The organism is Shinella sp. OV683 (assembly GCF_057787725.1).
Window position 1 is genome coordinate 1,880,196 of sequence record NZ_CM173543.1, and the last position, 16,792, is coordinate 1,896,987.

Sequence of the window (16,792 nt, forward strand, 5' to 3'; positions counted from 1 at the left end):
CATAATGGGCACGAGCGAAACCACAATTGAAACGATCCGTGCGAGGCTTGCCCCGCACGGAATTCTTTTGCGTGGCGTGCTGCATTTCGACGGCGACGGGCCTGAACTTCAGACAGGCGGCCGCGCTGCTACCGTGATCCTGCTGGGAAATATCGGCGGATCGATCTGGCCGGCCTTCGATCGCTGGCGTTCGGAGAATACTGACGTTGCCGACCCGCTCGACACATGGTCGATGGCAACCATTTGGCCGGTGGCTGAGGAACTCGACGCAACCGCCTGGTTTCCTTCGGAAAAGCCATGGCATCCCTTCCAGCAATGGGCAATGAGGGTAGAGGGCCTGAAACCTTCGCCGCTGGGGATTCTCATTCATCCCGAATATGGTTTGTGGCACGGCTATCGCGGTGCCATCGGCTTTGCCGAGAGGATTGGCGAGGCCAGCGGCCGCGTCGATAGCCATCCCTGCGATCACTGTCTTGACAAGCCTTGCCTGACACACTGTCCCGTCGGTGCGGTGACATCAGCGGCTTTCGACGTCGGCGGCTGCCGATCGCATATTCATTCGCCAGAAGGGCAGGTTGGCTGCATGGTTTCAGGATGCCTGGCGCGCAACGCTTGTCCGGTGGGAGGCGCGTATCGCTACTCGCCGGAGCAGATCAGGTTTCACATGGTGGCGCTTGGCTGATCCAGTCAGAGCGCGAGCGAGACTTCGTTCAGCCGAAGCTCGGCCGAGGCTTCAATAATTTGCGTCCGCATCCAGGCATGTGCCGGATCATCGTCGTAGCGCGCATGCCAATAGAGTTTGACCTCAGGAGCCGGGACATCCACCGGCGGCAGGTAAAGGCGCAGGCCGAGCTGCGAACGCATGGCATTGGCATATTGCACCGGTATGGCGGCGATGTGGTTGCCGGCAGCCACGGCCAGCGTCACTCCATGAAAATTGGGGAGCGCCAGCGTGAGCCTTCGGCTCAGGCCGTTTGCGGCGAGCGCTTCGTCGACGCAGCCCGACATGGAACCGTCGATCGACCGCAGGACGTGGGGCAGCTCGGTATAAATCTCCATCGGGATCATCGAGCCTTCCTTGACGGTTGCGAGACGCGCATTGTCCTTCGAGGCAATGATCGCGAAGGGCGATCTCAGCAACAGTGTGCTTGAGATCCAGTCGGGCATGTCCATGTCCGGTTCCAGCGCTATGTCGACTGCGTTTTCAAGCAGCAGACGCGCCACATCGCCACGCGCGCTGTCAAGCATGCGGATTCTGGCCAGTGGCGCCTGTGCGTGTGCCTTATGCGCGAGATGGGGCATGAGAAGCATCGAGAAGAAATCCGCACCCATAAGGGTGAATGTTCTGGTGAGGCCGGAGAGGTCGAGGCCACGCACCGCGCGGATCATGCATTCGATATCGGAAAGCGCCGAGCGGGCGCGCGCGCCGAGTTCCAACGCAAGCGGCGTTGGCAGCATTTCGTGGCCATGGCGCACGAACAGCGCGTCATTGAAGACATGGCGCAGCCGGTTAAGCGCGGCGCTTACAGCGGGTTGGGAAAGCCCGATGCGTTCTCCGGCCCGTGTCACGCTTCGCTCGCGGGAGAGCGCATCGAAAACACGAATCAGGTTCAAGTCGATCGCATTGAAATTCATGACGTGGATGGACCCCATATGATCATTCGATTGGTCTGATCCTGTAACGAATTGTACATCGATTTCATTCGAAGTTCACATTTATGAAAGGTTGTGAGCATGAACATTCACGACAGCGTTCGCCTGAACGATGATCTTCTGTGGTTCGGCAACACCCTGGTCGCAATCCGGCTAGCATCCCGCGCTGGTGCGGACGGCATCTCGGTGGTGGAGCACTGGATGCCCCACGGCGAGGCACCGCCCCTGCATATCCATCAGCGCGAGGACGAGGTCTTTCACATCCTGGAAGGGGTTATCCGCTTTCGCGTCGGCGACGGAGAACTGGTCGGGCAGGCGGGCCAGACGCTGCTGGCGCCCAAGGGCGTGCCGCATGCATTCCGCGTCGAAAGCACGGCTGGCGCGCGTTGCCTGACAATTACCCAGGGCGCAGACTTCGAGACCATGGTGCGCCAGACCAGTCGCGCCGCTGCGTATGCCGACCTGCCGGAAGCGGTTGCCCCGACCCCCGAATTGATCGAGAAGCTGTCGAGCGCCTGTGCCGCCAACAATATCGACATTATTGGCGCGCCGATCGGCTAGCGACGCGCTGGGCTCACGCGAGGGCTGCGTATCGCTGCTCTCGCACTGGCTTCATTCGGCTGGCCTGGCAGCTATCCGGGCTCGCTGGCTCGCGACGATGTATCCGGTCACCGCGCTCAGCACGATGATTCCACCGAGCAGCGTCTGCGGGCCGGCAGCCTCGTTGAAGGCGAGCCATACCCAAAGCGGTGCGAGTGGCGTGTCGAGCGTCGAAATCAAGGCTGTCTCGATCGCCGGCAGGCGTTTGGAGCCGAGTGAAAACAGCGTCAGGCCTGCGGCCGAGTTCAACAGGCCGAACAGAACGAGATAGATCAAATGTGTGCCGTCGATAGCGCCGAGATCTGCGAAGGGCAGGCACAGCGCGCCGCTCATAAACGAGCCGACGCATGCGCAGGCCGTGACGGAGATCATTGGATTCTTGCGAATAATGATAATGCATAGTGCCATGCAGAGCGTCGCGAGCAGCGAAAGGATATCGCCCGAGAGCCCTCCGTCCAGTCCGAAACCCGCCATGATGCCGACGCCGAAGATTGCGAACACAGCGGCAATGAGCGCATGTGCGGAGGGCAGTTCCTTCAGGAAGACCCAGGCTAGGAAAGCCGCGATCAGCGGCAGCGTTGCGAAAATCACCGAGTTGTGGGCAACAGATGTCAGGCCCAGCGAGCCGACAAACGCGATCATGCCCAAGACGACGAGGGCGACATAGGTGGCCTCATTACGGCCCATTGTCATGAACAGGCGCGGCCACTTGCGGCCGTTGACGGCGATGATGACGATGATCAGGCCCAGTGCACCGAAGATGCCGCGGCCTGCGATCATAGTAGGGTAGTCAAGCCCGATCAGGCGGGTGAAGAAGCCGGCCGAACTCCAGGTGATGGCCGAGGCAATAACGAAGAGCAGGCCAAGTTGATATTCCCGACGCGGGTCCATGCAAATCCCTTGAAATGATCAGCCCACCGGTTGCGGTACGGCCTGCGACCGCTGGCTGGCAATGATATGGCCGACGACAGCCAAGAAGACGATGCCGCCGCCGATAAATGTATTGATACCGGGCTTCTCATTGAAGGCGAGCCAGACCCAGAGCGGCGCAAGCGGTGTGTCGAGCGCACCGATCAGCGCGGTTTCGACGGCTGGCAACTTGCGTGATCCCCAAGCGAAAAAGGCGAGACCTACAGCGGAATTGATCATTCCGAAAAGGGCGAGGTGGACAATCTGAATGCCGGTCACCTCCAGCGGCGTGCCGAGCGGCCAGCAGATGAAGATGCTGATGACGGCGCCGATGCAGGCGGCCGGCGCCGCCGACATTGTCGGGTTCTTGCGCATGACGATGATTGACAGCGCCATGCACAGAGTCATCCCGAAAGCCAGGAGATCGCCCAGCAGCCCTCCATCGCTGCCGAAACCGACCATCAGCAACACACCGAGGATCGCCACGCCGCTGGAAATGATCGCGCTTCGTCCCGGGATCTCGCCGAGGAAAATCCAGCCTAGGAACGCGGCGAGGAAGGGGATTGTCGCGTAGATCACCGCGCCATGGGCAACCGACGTGTGTCCGAGCGAGGTGATGAACATGATCATGCCGGCGACGGTCAGCCCGACGTAGGTCCATTCGGCCCGGCCGAAGCGGGTGAATTCGCCGACCCAGCCGCGGCCGTTCATCGCGATGATGACCACGAGCAGACTGAGCGACCCGAAAATGCCGCGCCAAGCGAGCATGGTGAAGCTGTCGAGCGGGATGAGGCGCGTGAAGAATCCCGCCGTGCTCCAGGCAATGGCCGATATGGTCACGAAAAGCAGACCGATTTGGTAGTCGCGGCGCGAAGACATTGAATGGCCTTGATAAGCGGCGTTTTTACGAACAGGAATCGGTTTGCCGGACAGGGTCGGAACGGCAAGCGCTTCCTGTACACGATCCCGATGGGTGCGTCGGACAAAATATTCCACGCCTACCCAAGGAATTGGCAGGGGCAAACGTCTTACTCCTGAAAGTGGTGTGAGAGGGCGATGGGAATTGGAACCTGAACTGATCAGAAGAGCATCCCAGGGAGACCGGATGGCTTTCGGCGAGCTATTGGAGATGCATTATGATTTTATCCATGCGGTCGCCTGGAAATGGACGCGCAATCGCACCGACGCCGATGATATCGCCCAGGATGTCTGTGTCCGGCTCGCCTATGCGATTGCTGGTTTTCGTGGCGAGGGGCGGTTTCGCACCTGGCTTTACAGTCTGGTGCTGAACTCGGTGCGCGACCTCGCCCGAAAAGCGGAACGAGAGCGGCGCAAAACTGCGGAATGGAGCCTCGATCCTTCGTCGCAAGGCGAGGGTGCCCAAGAGGATGACATGCAGGAAATCTGGACAGCCGTGCAGACACTTTCTCCCAAGCAGCGCGATGCGGTCATGCTGGTCTATGCCGAAGGGCTCGACCACGGCGATGCTGCGGATGTGCTGGGCTGCTCGGAAAGTACGGTCTCGTGGCATCTCCACGAGGCCCGCAAGCGGTTGAAGACCATTCTCGGCCGTGAAGTGGCGTGAAGGAGCATTTGATGGAAAACGAACTCGACAAACTCAACCGGATGTCCCCGCCCAAAGCTTCGGACGCTGCCCGTGAGCGCGCGCTTGCTGCTGCCATGGCAGCATTCGACGCGAGAGAAGAATTTTCGACTGCACCCCAAGGAAGCGAAAAGCCCCGTCGTCAAAGCTCCATAACAACGCAACTGTGGAGCACTATCATGAATGGAAAATTGCTTGCCGGCTCGGCCCTCGCCACGCTGCTGGTCGTGCCCGCCGCCGGCTATATCACGTTTGGAATGCTCAACAACAAGACGGTTGGTCTTGGCGAAGTGCCGGTGCTGACGGCGACGGACAAAGGCGACGACGCCCGCCTGCGTGCCGAGCAGAAGCAGAAGGCCGGCGAGGTGGAGATCGCAGCCGGCAAGCAGCCCGCCGACAAGCCTGTCGTAAAGTCGGAGATCAAGGCCGAGCCGAAGCCCGCAGAAGTCGATGCCAAGTCGGATCAGAACTCCGCCGGCTTACCTGCTGAATCGGCAACGTCAACAGCCCCAATCGTTGATGGCCTGGTACAGGAACCCGCGCTGTTGAATGACAGTGCTGCAGATGCGGTGGCTCCGCGGAAGAAGGCGAGTGCGTTCGACCAGGCTCAAGTCGAGACTCGTGTCGATGCACTGGCTGCGGCCAAACCGATGTCGGCGCAGCCCACGGGTGTTTTGAGCAAGAAAATCCTTGGCGGTGCTGTCGACAGCGAAAGCATGGTCGGCCAGCCACCTGTCCTTCAGGAAGAATCCGGCGATCGGTTCACCTCCAAGGACATCAACCCGGTGCATTCCGTGGTTGCCGATCCTGTTTCGACCTTCTCGATCGACGTCGATACGGCTTCCTATGCCTATGCTCGACAGGCGATCATGAATGGTCACCTGCCAGAGCCGGACAGCGTGCGTGTCGAGGAGATGGTCAACTATTTCCCCTATGACTGGAAGCCGCCGCAGAGCGTCGACCAACCGTTCAATGCCAACATCACCGTCATGCCGACGCCGTGGAATGCCAACACGCAACTGATGCATATCGGCATCAAGGGTTATGAGATTCAGCAGCAGGAGCAGAGGGCGGCCAATCTCGTTTTCCTGATCGACGTGTCCGGTTCGATGGACGAGCCCGACAAGCTGCCGCTGCTCAAGAGCGCCTTCCGGCTGCTGGTCAACAAGCTGAAGCCGACCGACACGGTATCGATCGTCGTCTATGCCGGCAATTCCGGTGTGGTGCTCGAGCCGACCAAGGCATCCGACAAGGCGAAGATCCTTGCCGCGATCGACAACCTCACCCCGGGCGGCTCGACCGCCGGCGCTGAAGGTATCGAGGCGGCTTACCGGCTGGCGGAAAAGGCGTTCGTCAAGGATGGCGTCAACCGCATCTTTCTGGCGACTGATGGCGATTTCAATGTCGGCCCGTCGGATGACGAGGCGCTGAAGAAGATGATCGAGGCCAAGCGCAAGACAGGCATTTTCCTGTCCGTGCTGGGCTTCGGCACCGGCAACTACAATGACGCGCTGATGCAGACGCTGGCGCAGAATGGTAATGGTATCGCTGCCTATATCGACACGCTGTCGGAAGCGCAGAAGACGTTGGTGCAGGAAGCCACGGCTTCGCTCTTCCCGATCGCCAAGGATGTAAAAATCCAGGTGGAGTTCAATCCGGAGAGAATCGCCGAGTATCGCTTGATCGGGTATGAGACCCGCGCCCTGAAGCGCGAGGATTTCAACAACGACAAGATCGATGCCGGCGAAATCGGCTCGGGCCACCGTGTTACAGCCATCTACGAGATCACGCCGAAGGGCAGCCCGGCGGTGCTCAACGACGACCTGCGCTATGCCGAAAAGGCCGAGCAGGACGCTGCAGCAGTGGATACGAAGAATGCGCCAAGCGATGAGCTCGCCTTCATCAAGATTCGCTACAAGAAGCCGAATGAGGACAAGAGCAACCTTATTACCATGCCGGTCAAGGGTGATGAAGCCAAGATCAAGCTGGATGATGCCGACCCGGATGTGCGCTTCTCGGTGGCGGTTGCCGCTTTCGGCCAGAAGCTCAAGGGTGAAGACCAAGTCTCGGATTACAGCTGGGATAATATCCTCAAGCTCGGCACCGACTCCAAGGGCATGGATCCTTTCGGCTACCGCGCAGAATTCCTGAAAATGGTCGAGTTGGCCAAAAGTCTGAAGGGCGAGTGATCCCCGTTCCCACTTGCATTATTCGCCCTTCATGGGAGCCTGCAAAGGCTTCCGGCCCTTCCCTCGCGCCCTCGAGGGGAGGGTTTCTGTTTCTCAGGTCACTCCGGCGCCGGTCGGAAGCAGACGTTTGTATTGCCTTGTGGCGAAACGTCGAACGTCCATCGTGTGGCGCTCGGTGACCAGCGAAAAAAGCCAGGCGACGACCACGCAGATGGCGATACAGCAGAGGAAGTAGATGTAATCTGCAACGCTTTCGGGCTTGTTGTGCCAGCCGCGACCGGTCTGCATCACCAGGAAAGCCACGAAGCAGTTGATCAACGGGGTGTGCAAGACATAGAGCGAGAATGAGAACCCTGCCAGCTTCTCATGAATGGCAGCCAGCGGCGGCGCAACAAGCTTCGGAGAAGCCTTCATCGCGATGATGAGATTGGTGAAGGCAAGTCCGATGATGTAGTCGAGCAGGGAGTTCAGCGAGAAGAAGTTGTCCGGGCCGACAGTCCCTGTTGGCGAAAGAAGTCGCCACGCCAGCAAGCTTACCACGAAGACAAGGGCGGCGCCGAGTGCGCCCACCGGCAGGAATGGCTTTTCGCGCCGGGCTGCCCAGACGCCCATGAGCCAGATGCCGAAATAGCCCAGCACGTTTGGTCCAGCGGTTTGTACCTGTCCAAGCAGAAAAAGAAAGAGGATCGCAAGGCCCGCCAGAGCCACCCTCACAGCAGGCTTCTGGCCGCCCCAGATCGCCAGCATGATCATCGGGAAGGTGAAGTAATACCAGAACTCATGAAACAAGCTCCAGAGCGGCCCATTGCCACCAAAGCCTGAGCACGATGCCACCAAATGCAGAAAAGCGGTGGTGCAGGCTGCTGCCGCGAAGTCCTGCCGAAAGCCTGTGTCACCCTCCGCACCCGGTGCGGTGTATATGCCGATCTGCTCGGCGCCAAAGGGGTGCATGCCGATCGAATTGACAATGTATATGAGCGCAAAGCTCGGGATCAGCACGCTCCAAAGTCTCGAAAAGCGGCTGATCATGTAAAGAGGATAGTCGAATTTCTTCTGGGTCTGGAATCGTTCCTCGGTCGTCCCGCCGACGAGATAGCCGCTCAGGACGAAGAAGATCATCACCGCCGGCCAGCCAAACGAAGATATGCCGGCCAAGATGATGTGGGGAATGCTTCGCTCGGAATGCGGCAGCTGCATGATGGGGACGAGCATTCGGTGATTGGTATGCGCAAACACCACTGCAAGGGCTGCTGCCCAGCGGAAGAAATCGAGCCATGTGGAGAAATTATCAGATGAAACGACGACGTTGGTCGAGCTGCTTTTCATGTTTCCGTCCGAAGCTTGTATGCCTAAAAAACAGGGCAGCCAGCTGTAGATAAAGCGCCAGACATGTCGGGTCGAACGCTATCAAGATGCGGCAACCTATGCCGCAGTGCACAAAATTTCAAGCTTCCAGTGGGCCTTTAGTGTGTATCAACGGGACAGTCATACTTTGGGATAGGCTTTCTCCAGCCCTTTGGAGCGCGTCAGTCCGTCACGAAAAGCCACATATGCCGGATGTTGCGAAGACTTTGCGGTTTCCATCAACCGCACTTGCAAGCGGTTCGGCGCATTTTTACCCAGCCATTCGCCGGTTCGGTCCAGCTTCATCGTGTTGAGGATACGCGCATCGGAAGCCCTGTTGAGCCATAGTGCAAGACCTGCCAGCAGGTTGTCGTCCTGCACGGCATTTTCCATCAGCAGCTTGAGATAGGAGTGATCTGACTCTGAGAACGAGTTCAGCTTGTCTGCGACGGCGTCGCGGTCGGGGAAGGGGGCGGCATTCATGGTTTCACCGTCGTTTGGTTGCAGCGCTCATATAGCAAAGATCGCCAGGCATGCCAGTGCTTTCAAACCAGCGCCGGCACGTCGAAATGATCCGGCACCATGCCTTGCTTAGCCCGGTCGGCCATCATCTCATACGCCCGCTCCAAGTGGCGGGTGAAGCGCGCGGTGTCGAACAGAGGCGCGGTTATCCGCTTGGCGGCGATCTTCTCGCGAAGGGCGAGTCGCTCCTGATGATTGGTGGCAAGCGAGGTGGCAAGCGCGACATAGGCATCGGGGCTCTCGGCAACGAGTTCGGGAACTTGCAATGCCGTCAGCAAGCTTTCGGAGACACGCGAAGCGAAATGCATGCCTTTCGCAGTCACCACCGGCACGCCCGCCCAAAGCGCATCCGAGGTGGTCGTATGGCCATTGTAGGGGAAGGAATCGAGGCCGATATCGGCAGCCTGCAGTCGAGCGATATGATCGATGTAGCTCGCCTTGGGTGCGAGGACGATGCGCGCGGGATCGATGCCTTCGCGTTCAATCGCCGCGAGGAAATTATCCTGGGCGAAGGTGTTGAAGAACAGGATCCACAAGACCGAATTCTCGACGCGTCGCAGAATGTCGACCGTCAGGCGGAAGGTCTGCGGCGTGATCTTGCGGGTCGCGTTGAAGAAGCCGAAGACAATCTTGTCTTGCGGGAGTCCCAGCGCTGCTCGGCTCTTTGCCGGCGGAAGGGCGCGAAACATGCTGTCGTTGGCCTGGTAGCTGTCGGGCAGGCGGCAGAGTTTTTCGTGATAATGCGGGATCGAGGCGTCCGGGGTGACGATCCTGTCGGAGATCACATAATCGCAATCGATGCCATTGCCCGAGCCGGGATAGCCGAGATAGGCCGCTTGCACCGGTGCCAGTCCCAGATTGATCAGATTGGGCCGGCAGCCCTGCGTATGGCCCTTGAGATCGACGAGGATGTCGATGCCATGGCTGCGGATCAGAGCGGCGGCGTCGGCATCGTTGAGGTGGCCGACCGGCACGAGATTGGGATAATGGGCGCGGTTGCCGCCGTCAGACTTGATCTGCTGAGCCTCGCTGAAGCAAAAATACGTTGCCTCGAAGCGCGAGGAATCGTGGCTCAGCATGACGCCCTGAAACAGCAGCATGGTGGCGTGGCTGTCGTAGTAATCGTTGGAGAGGTAGCCGATCCGCAGTTTTTCGCCCCATTGATGCGGCCGTGCACGACGTGCAGCCTGCATTGCCGGCGTCACCGGCTTTTCGATTGCCTTCGGCACAAGGCTGGCATTGATCGCCTCATCGGCGCACCACGAGATGTTGCTGAAGGGATTGTCGACCGATGTCGCCAGCTTATCGCCGCGCTTCAGTTGCTCCAGTAGCTTGGCGTTCTCGCTTTCAATTTCCTCGAACAGGCAGGTCTGGCGCAGTGCTCTGTAATAGAGTTCAAGCACCTGCGGATCGCCGGGCATCATGGCACGGGCGCGTTTGGCCGCCTCATAGCCTTCGCCGACGGCGCCGTGCTTGAGGAAGAGATTGCCCGCGATCAGCAGATAGTTGAGATGATTCTGGCCGGGGGCATTGGCGGCGCGGCGAAAGTGGTGTGCAGCCTGCATAGGCGCGCCGGTCTTCATCAGGCTCTGCGCAATGATGACAAGTAGATTCTGATCAATTGTACCGGGATTGTTTGCCGCCGGCCCATGGTCACGAATGATGCCTTGATAGTCGCCTGCCTTGTATTGCCTGAGGGCGCTTTCGAGGGGATGGGTCATGGGAGTCCGACTTCAGCTGCGGTAATCAGATATGGCCTACTATGATCGCATGTCCTGGCTTGCCCTGACCTGTCGCAGCGTAAGCGCGGGGCAGGGCACGCGGGCTATGAAACCGCAAGCCCCTACCGCTTCGGATCTCCAGACATGCTTCTCTCCGTGCTTATGCCGTCCAACCGCGATCTTGCTGCCAGCCGGCGTTCGATCGAGACGGCGCTCCGATTCTGCGAAAAGCAGGACGCGTTGTTGATCGTATCGGACAATTCGCGCGATCCGGAAAAGCGGCAATTGCTCGAAGCTGCCTCGCCTCGGCTCCGCTATATCGTTCCCGAACAAGATGGCCTCGAGGCCAATCTTCTCAATGTCTACGCCGCAGCCGAGACCGAGTTCGTCCTGATGATCGGTGACGACGACGAGCTGTTCGTCAGCCCCAAGGATATGCCTTTGGATCTCAATACACTTGATCCAGCGTTTGTCGGTGTCCGGCCGATGATTGCAGTGGCAAATTCTGCTGGAAAAGTGATCCGGGTCAAGGATTTCGGCGTTATGGACGAGACGCCCGGCGGCCGCGTCATGACCTACAACGACCACGCAAAGGGTGACAACGCCGCCTATTACAGCATCTTCCGGCGTAAACCGTTCATCGACCTGCATCGATTTTTCTTCGGCCATCATCCGCTGAAGGGCGGCTATTGCGACTGGGCGCTGGCCACCGCGCTGTTTTCGTGGGGCAAGATGCCCTACGATCCCGGGACGATTTTCAAATACAATTATCATCGCTGGGACAAGCACGACAAAATCGACGGCCAGCTCGAAGGTATGTATGAGGCGGTCGGACTGCCAGGCGACAGCTACAGGCTGAGCCTGCTGCTTTTCTACCTAGACTTGATGATTCTGGCGCGATGGAGCGGATCGCCGCTGGATGAAGCGGGCAAGCGCAATCTCGCCAGCCAGGCGGGCCGGCCTATTCTCGGGGGCTTTTGCAAGAAGGTCGCCACCGACCCATCAGCCTATACCGAAGAGGTGATCGAGTTCTGTCGGCGGATCGGCGCCGAGTCGGACACTGACGCTCAATTCGAACTGGCCTTGCAACTGGCAGATCAGGTGTTGCCCGGCCTCACAGCGCGATACCGGGCGTTCCACCAGGTCTCGATGGCCGCTTAAGTGCGGCGGCTGCGGCGCTCGCGCGGCGCGGCCTGCTCTTCGGAGGTCTTGTTGCGCAACGGGCCGATCTTTTCGACAATGACATCGAGCGTCGGGCGTGGGCCGGGTACATGTGCATCAACGGCTTCGCGGATCGCGGCGAGGTGCTCGCAGGACGTGCCACAGCAGCCGCCAATGATCCTGGCGCCGCCATCCATGGCCAGATGCGCATATTCCGCCATCAGCGGCGGGGTGCCCGAATAATAGATCTTTTCACCGCGGAATTCAGGAATGCCGCAATTGCCCTTGATGACGATGGTCGCGTCCGGGTTTGCCTCGGACATCGACAGCAGCGTCGCCAGAATGTCGGACGCGCCGACGCCGCAATTGGCACCAACGGCAATCGGGCCGTCGCCGATATCGGCGGCAACGCCGGGCAGATCCTTGGGTGCGAGACCCATCATCGTCTTGCCTGCCGTGTCGAACGAGCCGGTATAGACATAGGGCATGTCGGTCTTGACGGCGGCTTCGGCCGCGGCGCGGATTTCGTCCGGTGCAGACATGGTTTCGATCCAGGCGACATCGGCGCCGCCGGCCTTGAGGCCTTCCATCTGCTCGGCGAAGGAGGAGACCGCGTCTTCGTAGGACATTGCGCCGAGCGGGATCAGCAACTCGCCGGTCGGGCCGACGGAACCGGCGACGATGACCTTGCGCGGCGCCTTGTCGGCTACGGCGCGGGCAATTTCTGCCGCACGCTTGTTGAGTTCATGGACGCGGTCCTGCGCGTGGTGCAGCTTCAGCCGGTGGCGCGTGCCGCCGAAGGAATTGGTGAGGATAATATCGGCGCCGGCATCGACGAAATCCTGATGCAGCTTGGTGATGTTTTCCGGCTTCTGGGTGTTCCAGAGTTCCGGTGCTTCGCCAGCCTCAAGGCCCATGGCAAACAGCGACGTGCCCGTTGCGCCGTCGGCAAGCAGCACGCCTTTTTCGGCAAGGAGATCGGAAAGCGGATTGGCGGCTACGGTCATCGGGAATCCTCGAATTTCAATTTGTAGAAAGATATAAAGATATCTTTATGTGAAAGCAAGGGGTGATCCCATTTGCAGTGGTATCCGCTACGACCTCATTGTTTCAGGCAGACTCGCGGGAATTCGGTCGCGACGAGCGCGACCGAATTATCAACAAAACGCTTTGTGAGTCTCATTACCACTTCTGATGCACGTACTGCTTGATCTTGCCTTCGTAGATCTTGCGCACTTCTGCCATCACATCGGTCGAAAGCGGAGCAAGCACGGAGGCTGCGGAATTGTCTCCGGCCTGCTGCTTGTTCTTGGCGCCTGGAATGGTGACAGTCACGGCGTCCTGCATGAGGATCCAGCGAAGTGCGAACTGCGCCATTGTGGCGCCGCCCGGAACCAGCGGACGAAGTGCTTCGACTGCTTCGAGACCGACCTCATAGGGTACGCCGGAGAAGGTTTCGCCCATGTCGAAGAATTCGCCGTTGCGGTTGAAGGCGCGGTGGTCGTCGGTCGCGAATTCGCTCTTGGCCGACATCTTGCCGGTCAGCATGCCGGAGGAGAGGGGAACGCGGATGATCGTGGCAACATTCTTGGCCTTGGCTTCGCGGAAGAACAATTCCTGCGGCCGCTGGCGGAAGATATTGTAGATGATCTGCACCGAGACGACGCCGGGATATTCGATGGCTTTCAGGCCTTCCTCGACCTTCTCGACCGAAACGCCGTAGTAACGCAACTTGCCCTTGGTGACGAAGTCGTCGAGCGCACCAAACACTTCGGGATGGTAGTAGACGGCGTTCGGAGGGCAATGAAGCTGCAGGAGATCAAGCGTATCGACGCCGAGATTGGCAAGCGAGCGGTCGATGAAGCCCTCGAGATTGGCCTTGGTGTAACCGTCGGCGACGTGTGGATTGAGCCGTCGGCCAGCCTTGGTGGCCACCATCGGCCGTGTGCCGCCGCGCTCTTTCAGCACCTCGCGAATGATCTTCTCCGAGCGGCCGTCGCCATAGACGTCGGCGGTGTCGATGAACGTCATGCCGGCATCGAGCGCCGAATTCAAGGCGTTCTTGGCGTCGGCTTCGGAGACGTCGCCCCATGAGCCACCAATGGCCCATGCCCCGAAACCGATCTCGGATACCGACCATGGCGTGCGGCTGAATTGACGTGATTTCATTGGGCAATCTCCTGATTTTTGTTGCGCGGAACCTCTCAGCCGGCACGCGAGGAGTCAATAGTTTGTCGATATCTTTTGGGGAGTATTTCCCGGTAGGTGCGCTGGAGCATCGTCGCCACCGTCTGCTCATCGGCGCGAGACAGGCGGATCAGGACCATCGGATAGTCGCGATAATGGTCGGTGAAGTAATAAAGATCCGGATAGGCCTCGACCAGCATCACGCGCTCGTCAGGCGGCACGCCTTTTATCAGCAGGGAGTCGCCGTCCTCACGCAGGCGCGTCAGCAGCTTGTCCCTTACTTTGAACGACGGCGTGCCATAGGATGTCGATGCCTCGACATGCGGCCAGGTCAGGAGCAGGGCGGTCAGGTCTTCGAAGGTCATGAGACCTTTCTAGCAGACTATCACCTCAGAGGTGAAGTCAGCAAAAAGCCGCCACGAATGGCGGCTTTGAAATCAGGGCACAAAGGCGTTCTCAGATCACCTTGCGCTTGTCCAGCACGTCGGTCAGCCAATCAGTCCGCATTTCCGGAACGGATGAAATCAGCTTCTCCGTATAGGGGTGGAACGGTGGTGCGAAGATCTGCTTCGTCGGGCCTTCGGTTACCACTTCACCGCGCAGCATGACGGCCGTTCGATGGGCAATGCGGCGGACGATGCCGAGATCGTGGGTGATGAAGAGGTAGCTCAGACCAAGCTCATCCTGCAGTCGTTTCAGGAGCTTGAGGATTTCCTCGGCGACCAGCTGGTCGAGCGCCGAAGTGGGCTCGTCGCAGATGATCAGTTCCGGATTGGCGGCGAGCGCACGGGCGATGCAGATACGCTGCTTCTGGCCGCCCGACAGCGCGGTTGAGAGGCGCCCAGCATAATCGGTGGGCAGGCCCACCTGGGTCAGCAACTCGGCAACGCGCGCCTTCACTTCGGCACCCGACTTGTTGAAGTAGAAGGCGTAGGGCCGGCCGATGATCTCGCCGATGGTCTGGCGCGGATTGAGCGCCACATCGGGAAGCTGATAAATCAGCTGGATGCGCCGCAGGTCATCCTTTGTCCGGTCCTTGGTTACCGGTGCGAGTTCCTTGCCGCCGAAATTCACCGAGCCTGAACTGCGCGGCAACAGGCCGACAATCAGGCGCGCGAGCGAGCTCTTGCCGGAACCGGACTCGCCGACGACGGCCACCGTCTCGCCCTTCGACACATTGATCGAGACGTTCTTGAGCACGGTGAAATCGCCGTATTTGCCGACGACATTGTCGACCTTCAGCACCGTCGGTCCGCGTACAGGTTCCTCGATATCTTCATCGAACTTGTCGGCGGCGGCACGTTCGTGGACCAGTGCCTGGGTATAGGGATTGGTCGGGCTCATCAGGATGTGTTCGGTGGCGCCGAGTTCGATCATCTTGCCGCCGCGCAACACCATGATGCGGTCGGCGACCTGGGCGACGACAGCAAGATCGTGGGTGATGTAGAGCGCTGCGGTGTTGAGCTCCTTGATCAACTTCTTGACCAGCGCCAGCACTTCGATCTGTGTCGTCACGTCGAGCGCGGTGGTCGGCTCGTCGAAGACCAGGATGTCCGGCCGGCAGGAGATCGCCATGGCGGTCATGGCGCGTTGCAGCTGGCCGCCCGAAACCTGGTGCGGATAGCGATTGCCGAAGGTTTCCGGATTGGGAAGACCGAGTGACCGGAAGAGATCGACGGCAGCCTTCTGCGCCTCCTCCTTCTTCATCAAGCCGTGCTGGATCGGCATTTCTGTGACCTGGTCCATGATCGTATGGGCAGGATTGAACGATGCCGCCGCCGACTGGGCAATGTAGGCGATCCGCTGGCCGCGCATGTCGCGACGACCCTCATAGGAGAGGTCGCGGACCGACACGCCGTCGATCTCGATCTTGCCGCCGGTGATGCGGCAGCCGGCGCGGGCATAGACCATCGACGACAGGCCGATAGTGGACTTGCCTGCACCGGATTCGCCGATCAGGCCGACAACCTCGCCGCGCTGCAGTTCCAGCGAGACATTGTCGACCAGAACGAGGCCATTGACGGTTTCGACGCGGAGGTCAGTGAGTTTGAGAACCGGTTGGGCCATGGTTACATCTCCGCCGATGCGCCCGACGGACGGGCATTGATGGACAGGATCCAGTCGACGACGAGGTTGACGCCAACGGTCATCAGCGCGATTGCCGCTGCCGGCCAGAGTGGCGCCGCCAGACCAAAGGAAATCGCCTTGCCGTTGTCACGCACCATGCCGCCCCAGTCCGCATAAGGTGGCTGGATGCCGAGGCCGAGGAAGGAGAGGCCGGCAACGAACAGGAAGTTGAAACAGAAGCGCAGGCCGAATTCCGAAATCATCGGCGGCAGGGCATTGGGCAGGATCTCCCTGCGCATGATCCACCAGTTGCCTTCGCCACGCAGGCGTGCGGCTTCGACATATTCAAGCACCGCGATGTTCATCGCCACGGCGCGCGACAGGCGGAAGACGCGTGTCGAGTCGAGGATAGCGATCGTCAGGATCAGCGTCGGAATGGACGAGCCGAACATCGACAACACGATCAGCGCGAAGACCAGCAGCGGGATCGACAGCATGATGTCGACGAAGCGCGACAGGACCTGATCGACAACCGGTCCGCCGATTGAGGCGAAAAGCCCTGCGATGGTGCCGATGGTAAACGACAGGATGGTCGTGGCAAGTGCCACGCCGATCGTCATGCGGGCGCCATATAGCAGGCGGCTCAGCATGTCGCGGCCGATATTGTCGGTGCCGAGCCAGAACTGTGCCGAGCTTCCAGCCCATGTATCGCCCACTGTTTCGGCCTCGCTGTAGGGGGCGATCCAGGGGGCAAAAATGGCGATCAGGATGAAGAGCGCGACAATGGTGATGCCGACCCAGGCGGATATGGTTGGTTTGCGACCCATTATCTTCAT

Annotated in this window: 16 protein-coding genes; 5 read left to right on the top strand and 11 right to left on the bottom strand. The window is 59.7% G+C overall.

The genetic code is table 11. The features are described from left to right. The first annotated feature begins 4 nt into the window (after nucleotides 1-4). Nucleotides 5-682 carry a ferredoxin gene (locus ACXHRN_RS08945; RefSeq protein WP_488640966.1) on the top strand — a complete coding sequence of 226 codons (678 nt, stop codon included), beginning with the start codon at nucleotides 5-7 and terminating at the stop codon, nucleotides 680-682. Between the two features lie 5 nt (nucleotides 683-687). Here ACXHRN_RS08945 and ACXHRN_RS08950 read toward each other — a convergent pair whose 3' ends face one another. Continuing rightward, complete coding sequence (locus ACXHRN_RS08950) at nucleotides 688-1,653, bottom strand: LysR family transcriptional regulator (protein WP_488640967.1); 966 nt, start codon at nucleotides 1,651-1,653, stop codon at nucleotides 688-690. Between the two features lie 81 nt (nucleotides 1,654-1,734). Here ACXHRN_RS08950 and ACXHRN_RS08955 point away from each other — a divergent pair, with 81 nt between their 5' ends. Then, complete coding sequence (locus ACXHRN_RS08955; RefSeq protein ID WP_488640968.1) at nucleotides 1,735-2,214, top strand: cupin domain-containing protein; 480 nt, start codon at nucleotides 1,735-1,737, stop codon at nucleotides 2,212-2,214. Between the two features lie 51 nt (nucleotides 2,215-2,265). On the opposite strand, the gene ACXHRN_RS08960 is transcribed toward ACXHRN_RS08955, so the two are convergent. Together ACXHRN_RS08960 and ACXHRN_RS08965 are read right to left on the bottom strand one after the other, a co-directional pair. Further along, nucleotides 2,266-3,144, bottom strand: a complete 879-nt coding sequence (locus ACXHRN_RS08960) for a DMT family transporter (protein ID WP_488640969.1) — start codon at nucleotides 3,142-3,144, stop codon at nucleotides 2,266-2,268. Between the two features lie 18 nt (nucleotides 3,145-3,162). Next, entirely contained in the window at nucleotides 3,163-4,041 is an 879-nt protein-coding gene (locus tag ACXHRN_RS08965; protein ID WP_488640970.1) for a DMT family transporter, read from the bottom strand. 184 nt (nucleotides 4,042-4,225) lie between these two features. On the opposite strand from ACXHRN_RS08965, the gene ACXHRN_RS08970 reads away from it, so the two are divergent. After that, a complete protein-coding gene (locus ACXHRN_RS08970; protein WP_488640971.1) occupies nucleotides 4,226-4,747 on the top strand; it encodes an RNA polymerase sigma factor in 522 nt (173 codons plus the stop codon). A gap of 197 nt (nucleotides 4,748-4,944) precedes the next feature. Further along, nucleotides 4,945-6,954, top strand: a complete 2,010-nt coding sequence (locus ACXHRN_RS08975) for a YfbK domain-containing protein (RefSeq protein ID WP_488640972.1) — start codon at nucleotides 4,945-4,947, stop codon at nucleotides 6,952-6,954. Between the two features lie 93 nt (nucleotides 6,955-7,047). Here ACXHRN_RS08975 and ACXHRN_RS08980 read toward each other — a convergent pair whose 3' ends face one another. From ACXHRN_RS08980 to ACXHRN_RS08990, 3 genes are all read right to left on the bottom strand, one after another. Next, entirely contained in the window at nucleotides 7,048-8,280 is a 1,233-nt protein-coding gene (locus ACXHRN_RS08980; RefSeq protein WP_488640973.1) for an acyltransferase family protein, read from the bottom strand. 159 nt (nucleotides 8,281-8,439) lie between these two features. Next, nucleotides 8,440-8,781 (bottom strand): hypothetical protein, encoded by a 342-nt coding sequence (locus tag ACXHRN_RS08985; RefSeq protein WP_488640974.1) that lies wholly within the window; start codon nucleotides 8,779-8,781, stop codon nucleotides 8,440-8,442. A gap of 62 nt (nucleotides 8,782-8,843) precedes the next feature. Next, complete coding sequence (locus ACXHRN_RS08990; protein WP_488640975.1) at nucleotides 8,844-10,541, bottom strand: O-linked N-acetylglucosamine transferase, SPINDLY family protein; 1,698 nt, start codon at nucleotides 10,539-10,541, stop codon at nucleotides 8,844-8,846. A 144-nt stretch (nucleotides 10,542-10,685) separates the two neighbouring features. On the opposite strand from ACXHRN_RS08990, the gene ACXHRN_RS08995 reads away from it, so the two are divergent. Beyond that, nucleotides 10,686-11,702, top strand: a complete 1,017-nt coding sequence (locus ACXHRN_RS08995) for a glycosyltransferase (RefSeq protein ID WP_488640976.1) — start codon at nucleotides 10,686-10,688, stop codon at nucleotides 11,700-11,702. Here the strand turns inward: ACXHRN_RS08995 and bmt are convergent. The 5 genes from bmt to ACXHRN_RS09020 all read right to left on the bottom strand — a co-directional run bounded on the left by bmt (nucleotide 11,699) and on the right by ACXHRN_RS09020 (nucleotide 16,792). After that, nucleotides 11,699-12,709, bottom strand: coding sequence for a betaine--homocysteine S-methyltransferase (gene bmt, locus ACXHRN_RS09000; RefSeq protein ID WP_488640977.1), 1,011 nt, complete (start codon nucleotides 12,707-12,709; stop codon nucleotides 11,699-11,701). The two genes, ACXHRN_RS08995 and bmt, sit on opposite strands and share 4 nt — an antisense overlap. A 175-nt stretch (nucleotides 12,710-12,884) precedes the next feature. After that, entirely contained in the window at nucleotides 12,885-13,871 is a 987-nt protein-coding gene (locus tag ACXHRN_RS09005; protein WP_488640978.1) for an aldo/keto reductase, read from the bottom strand. A gap of 35 nt (nucleotides 13,872-13,906) precedes the next feature. After that, nucleotides 13,907-14,254 carry an MmcQ/YjbR family DNA-binding protein gene (locus ACXHRN_RS09010; RefSeq protein ID WP_488640979.1) on the bottom strand — a complete coding sequence of 116 codons (348 nt, stop codon included), beginning with the start codon at nucleotides 14,252-14,254 and terminating at the stop codon, nucleotides 13,907-13,909. A 91-nt stretch (nucleotides 14,255-14,345) separates the two neighbouring features. Then, nucleotides 14,346-15,956: an ABC transporter ATP-binding protein gene (locus tag ACXHRN_RS09015; protein ID WP_488640980.1), complete on the bottom strand. Its 1,611-nt coding sequence runs from the start codon at nucleotides 15,954-15,956 to the stop codon at nucleotides 14,346-14,348. A 2-nt stretch (nucleotides 15,957-15,958) separates the two neighbouring features. Beyond that, nucleotides 15,959-16,792 (bottom strand): ABC transporter permease, encoded by an 834-nt coding sequence (locus ACXHRN_RS09020; RefSeq protein WP_488640981.1) that lies wholly within the window; start codon nucleotides 16,790-16,792, stop codon nucleotides 15,959-15,961.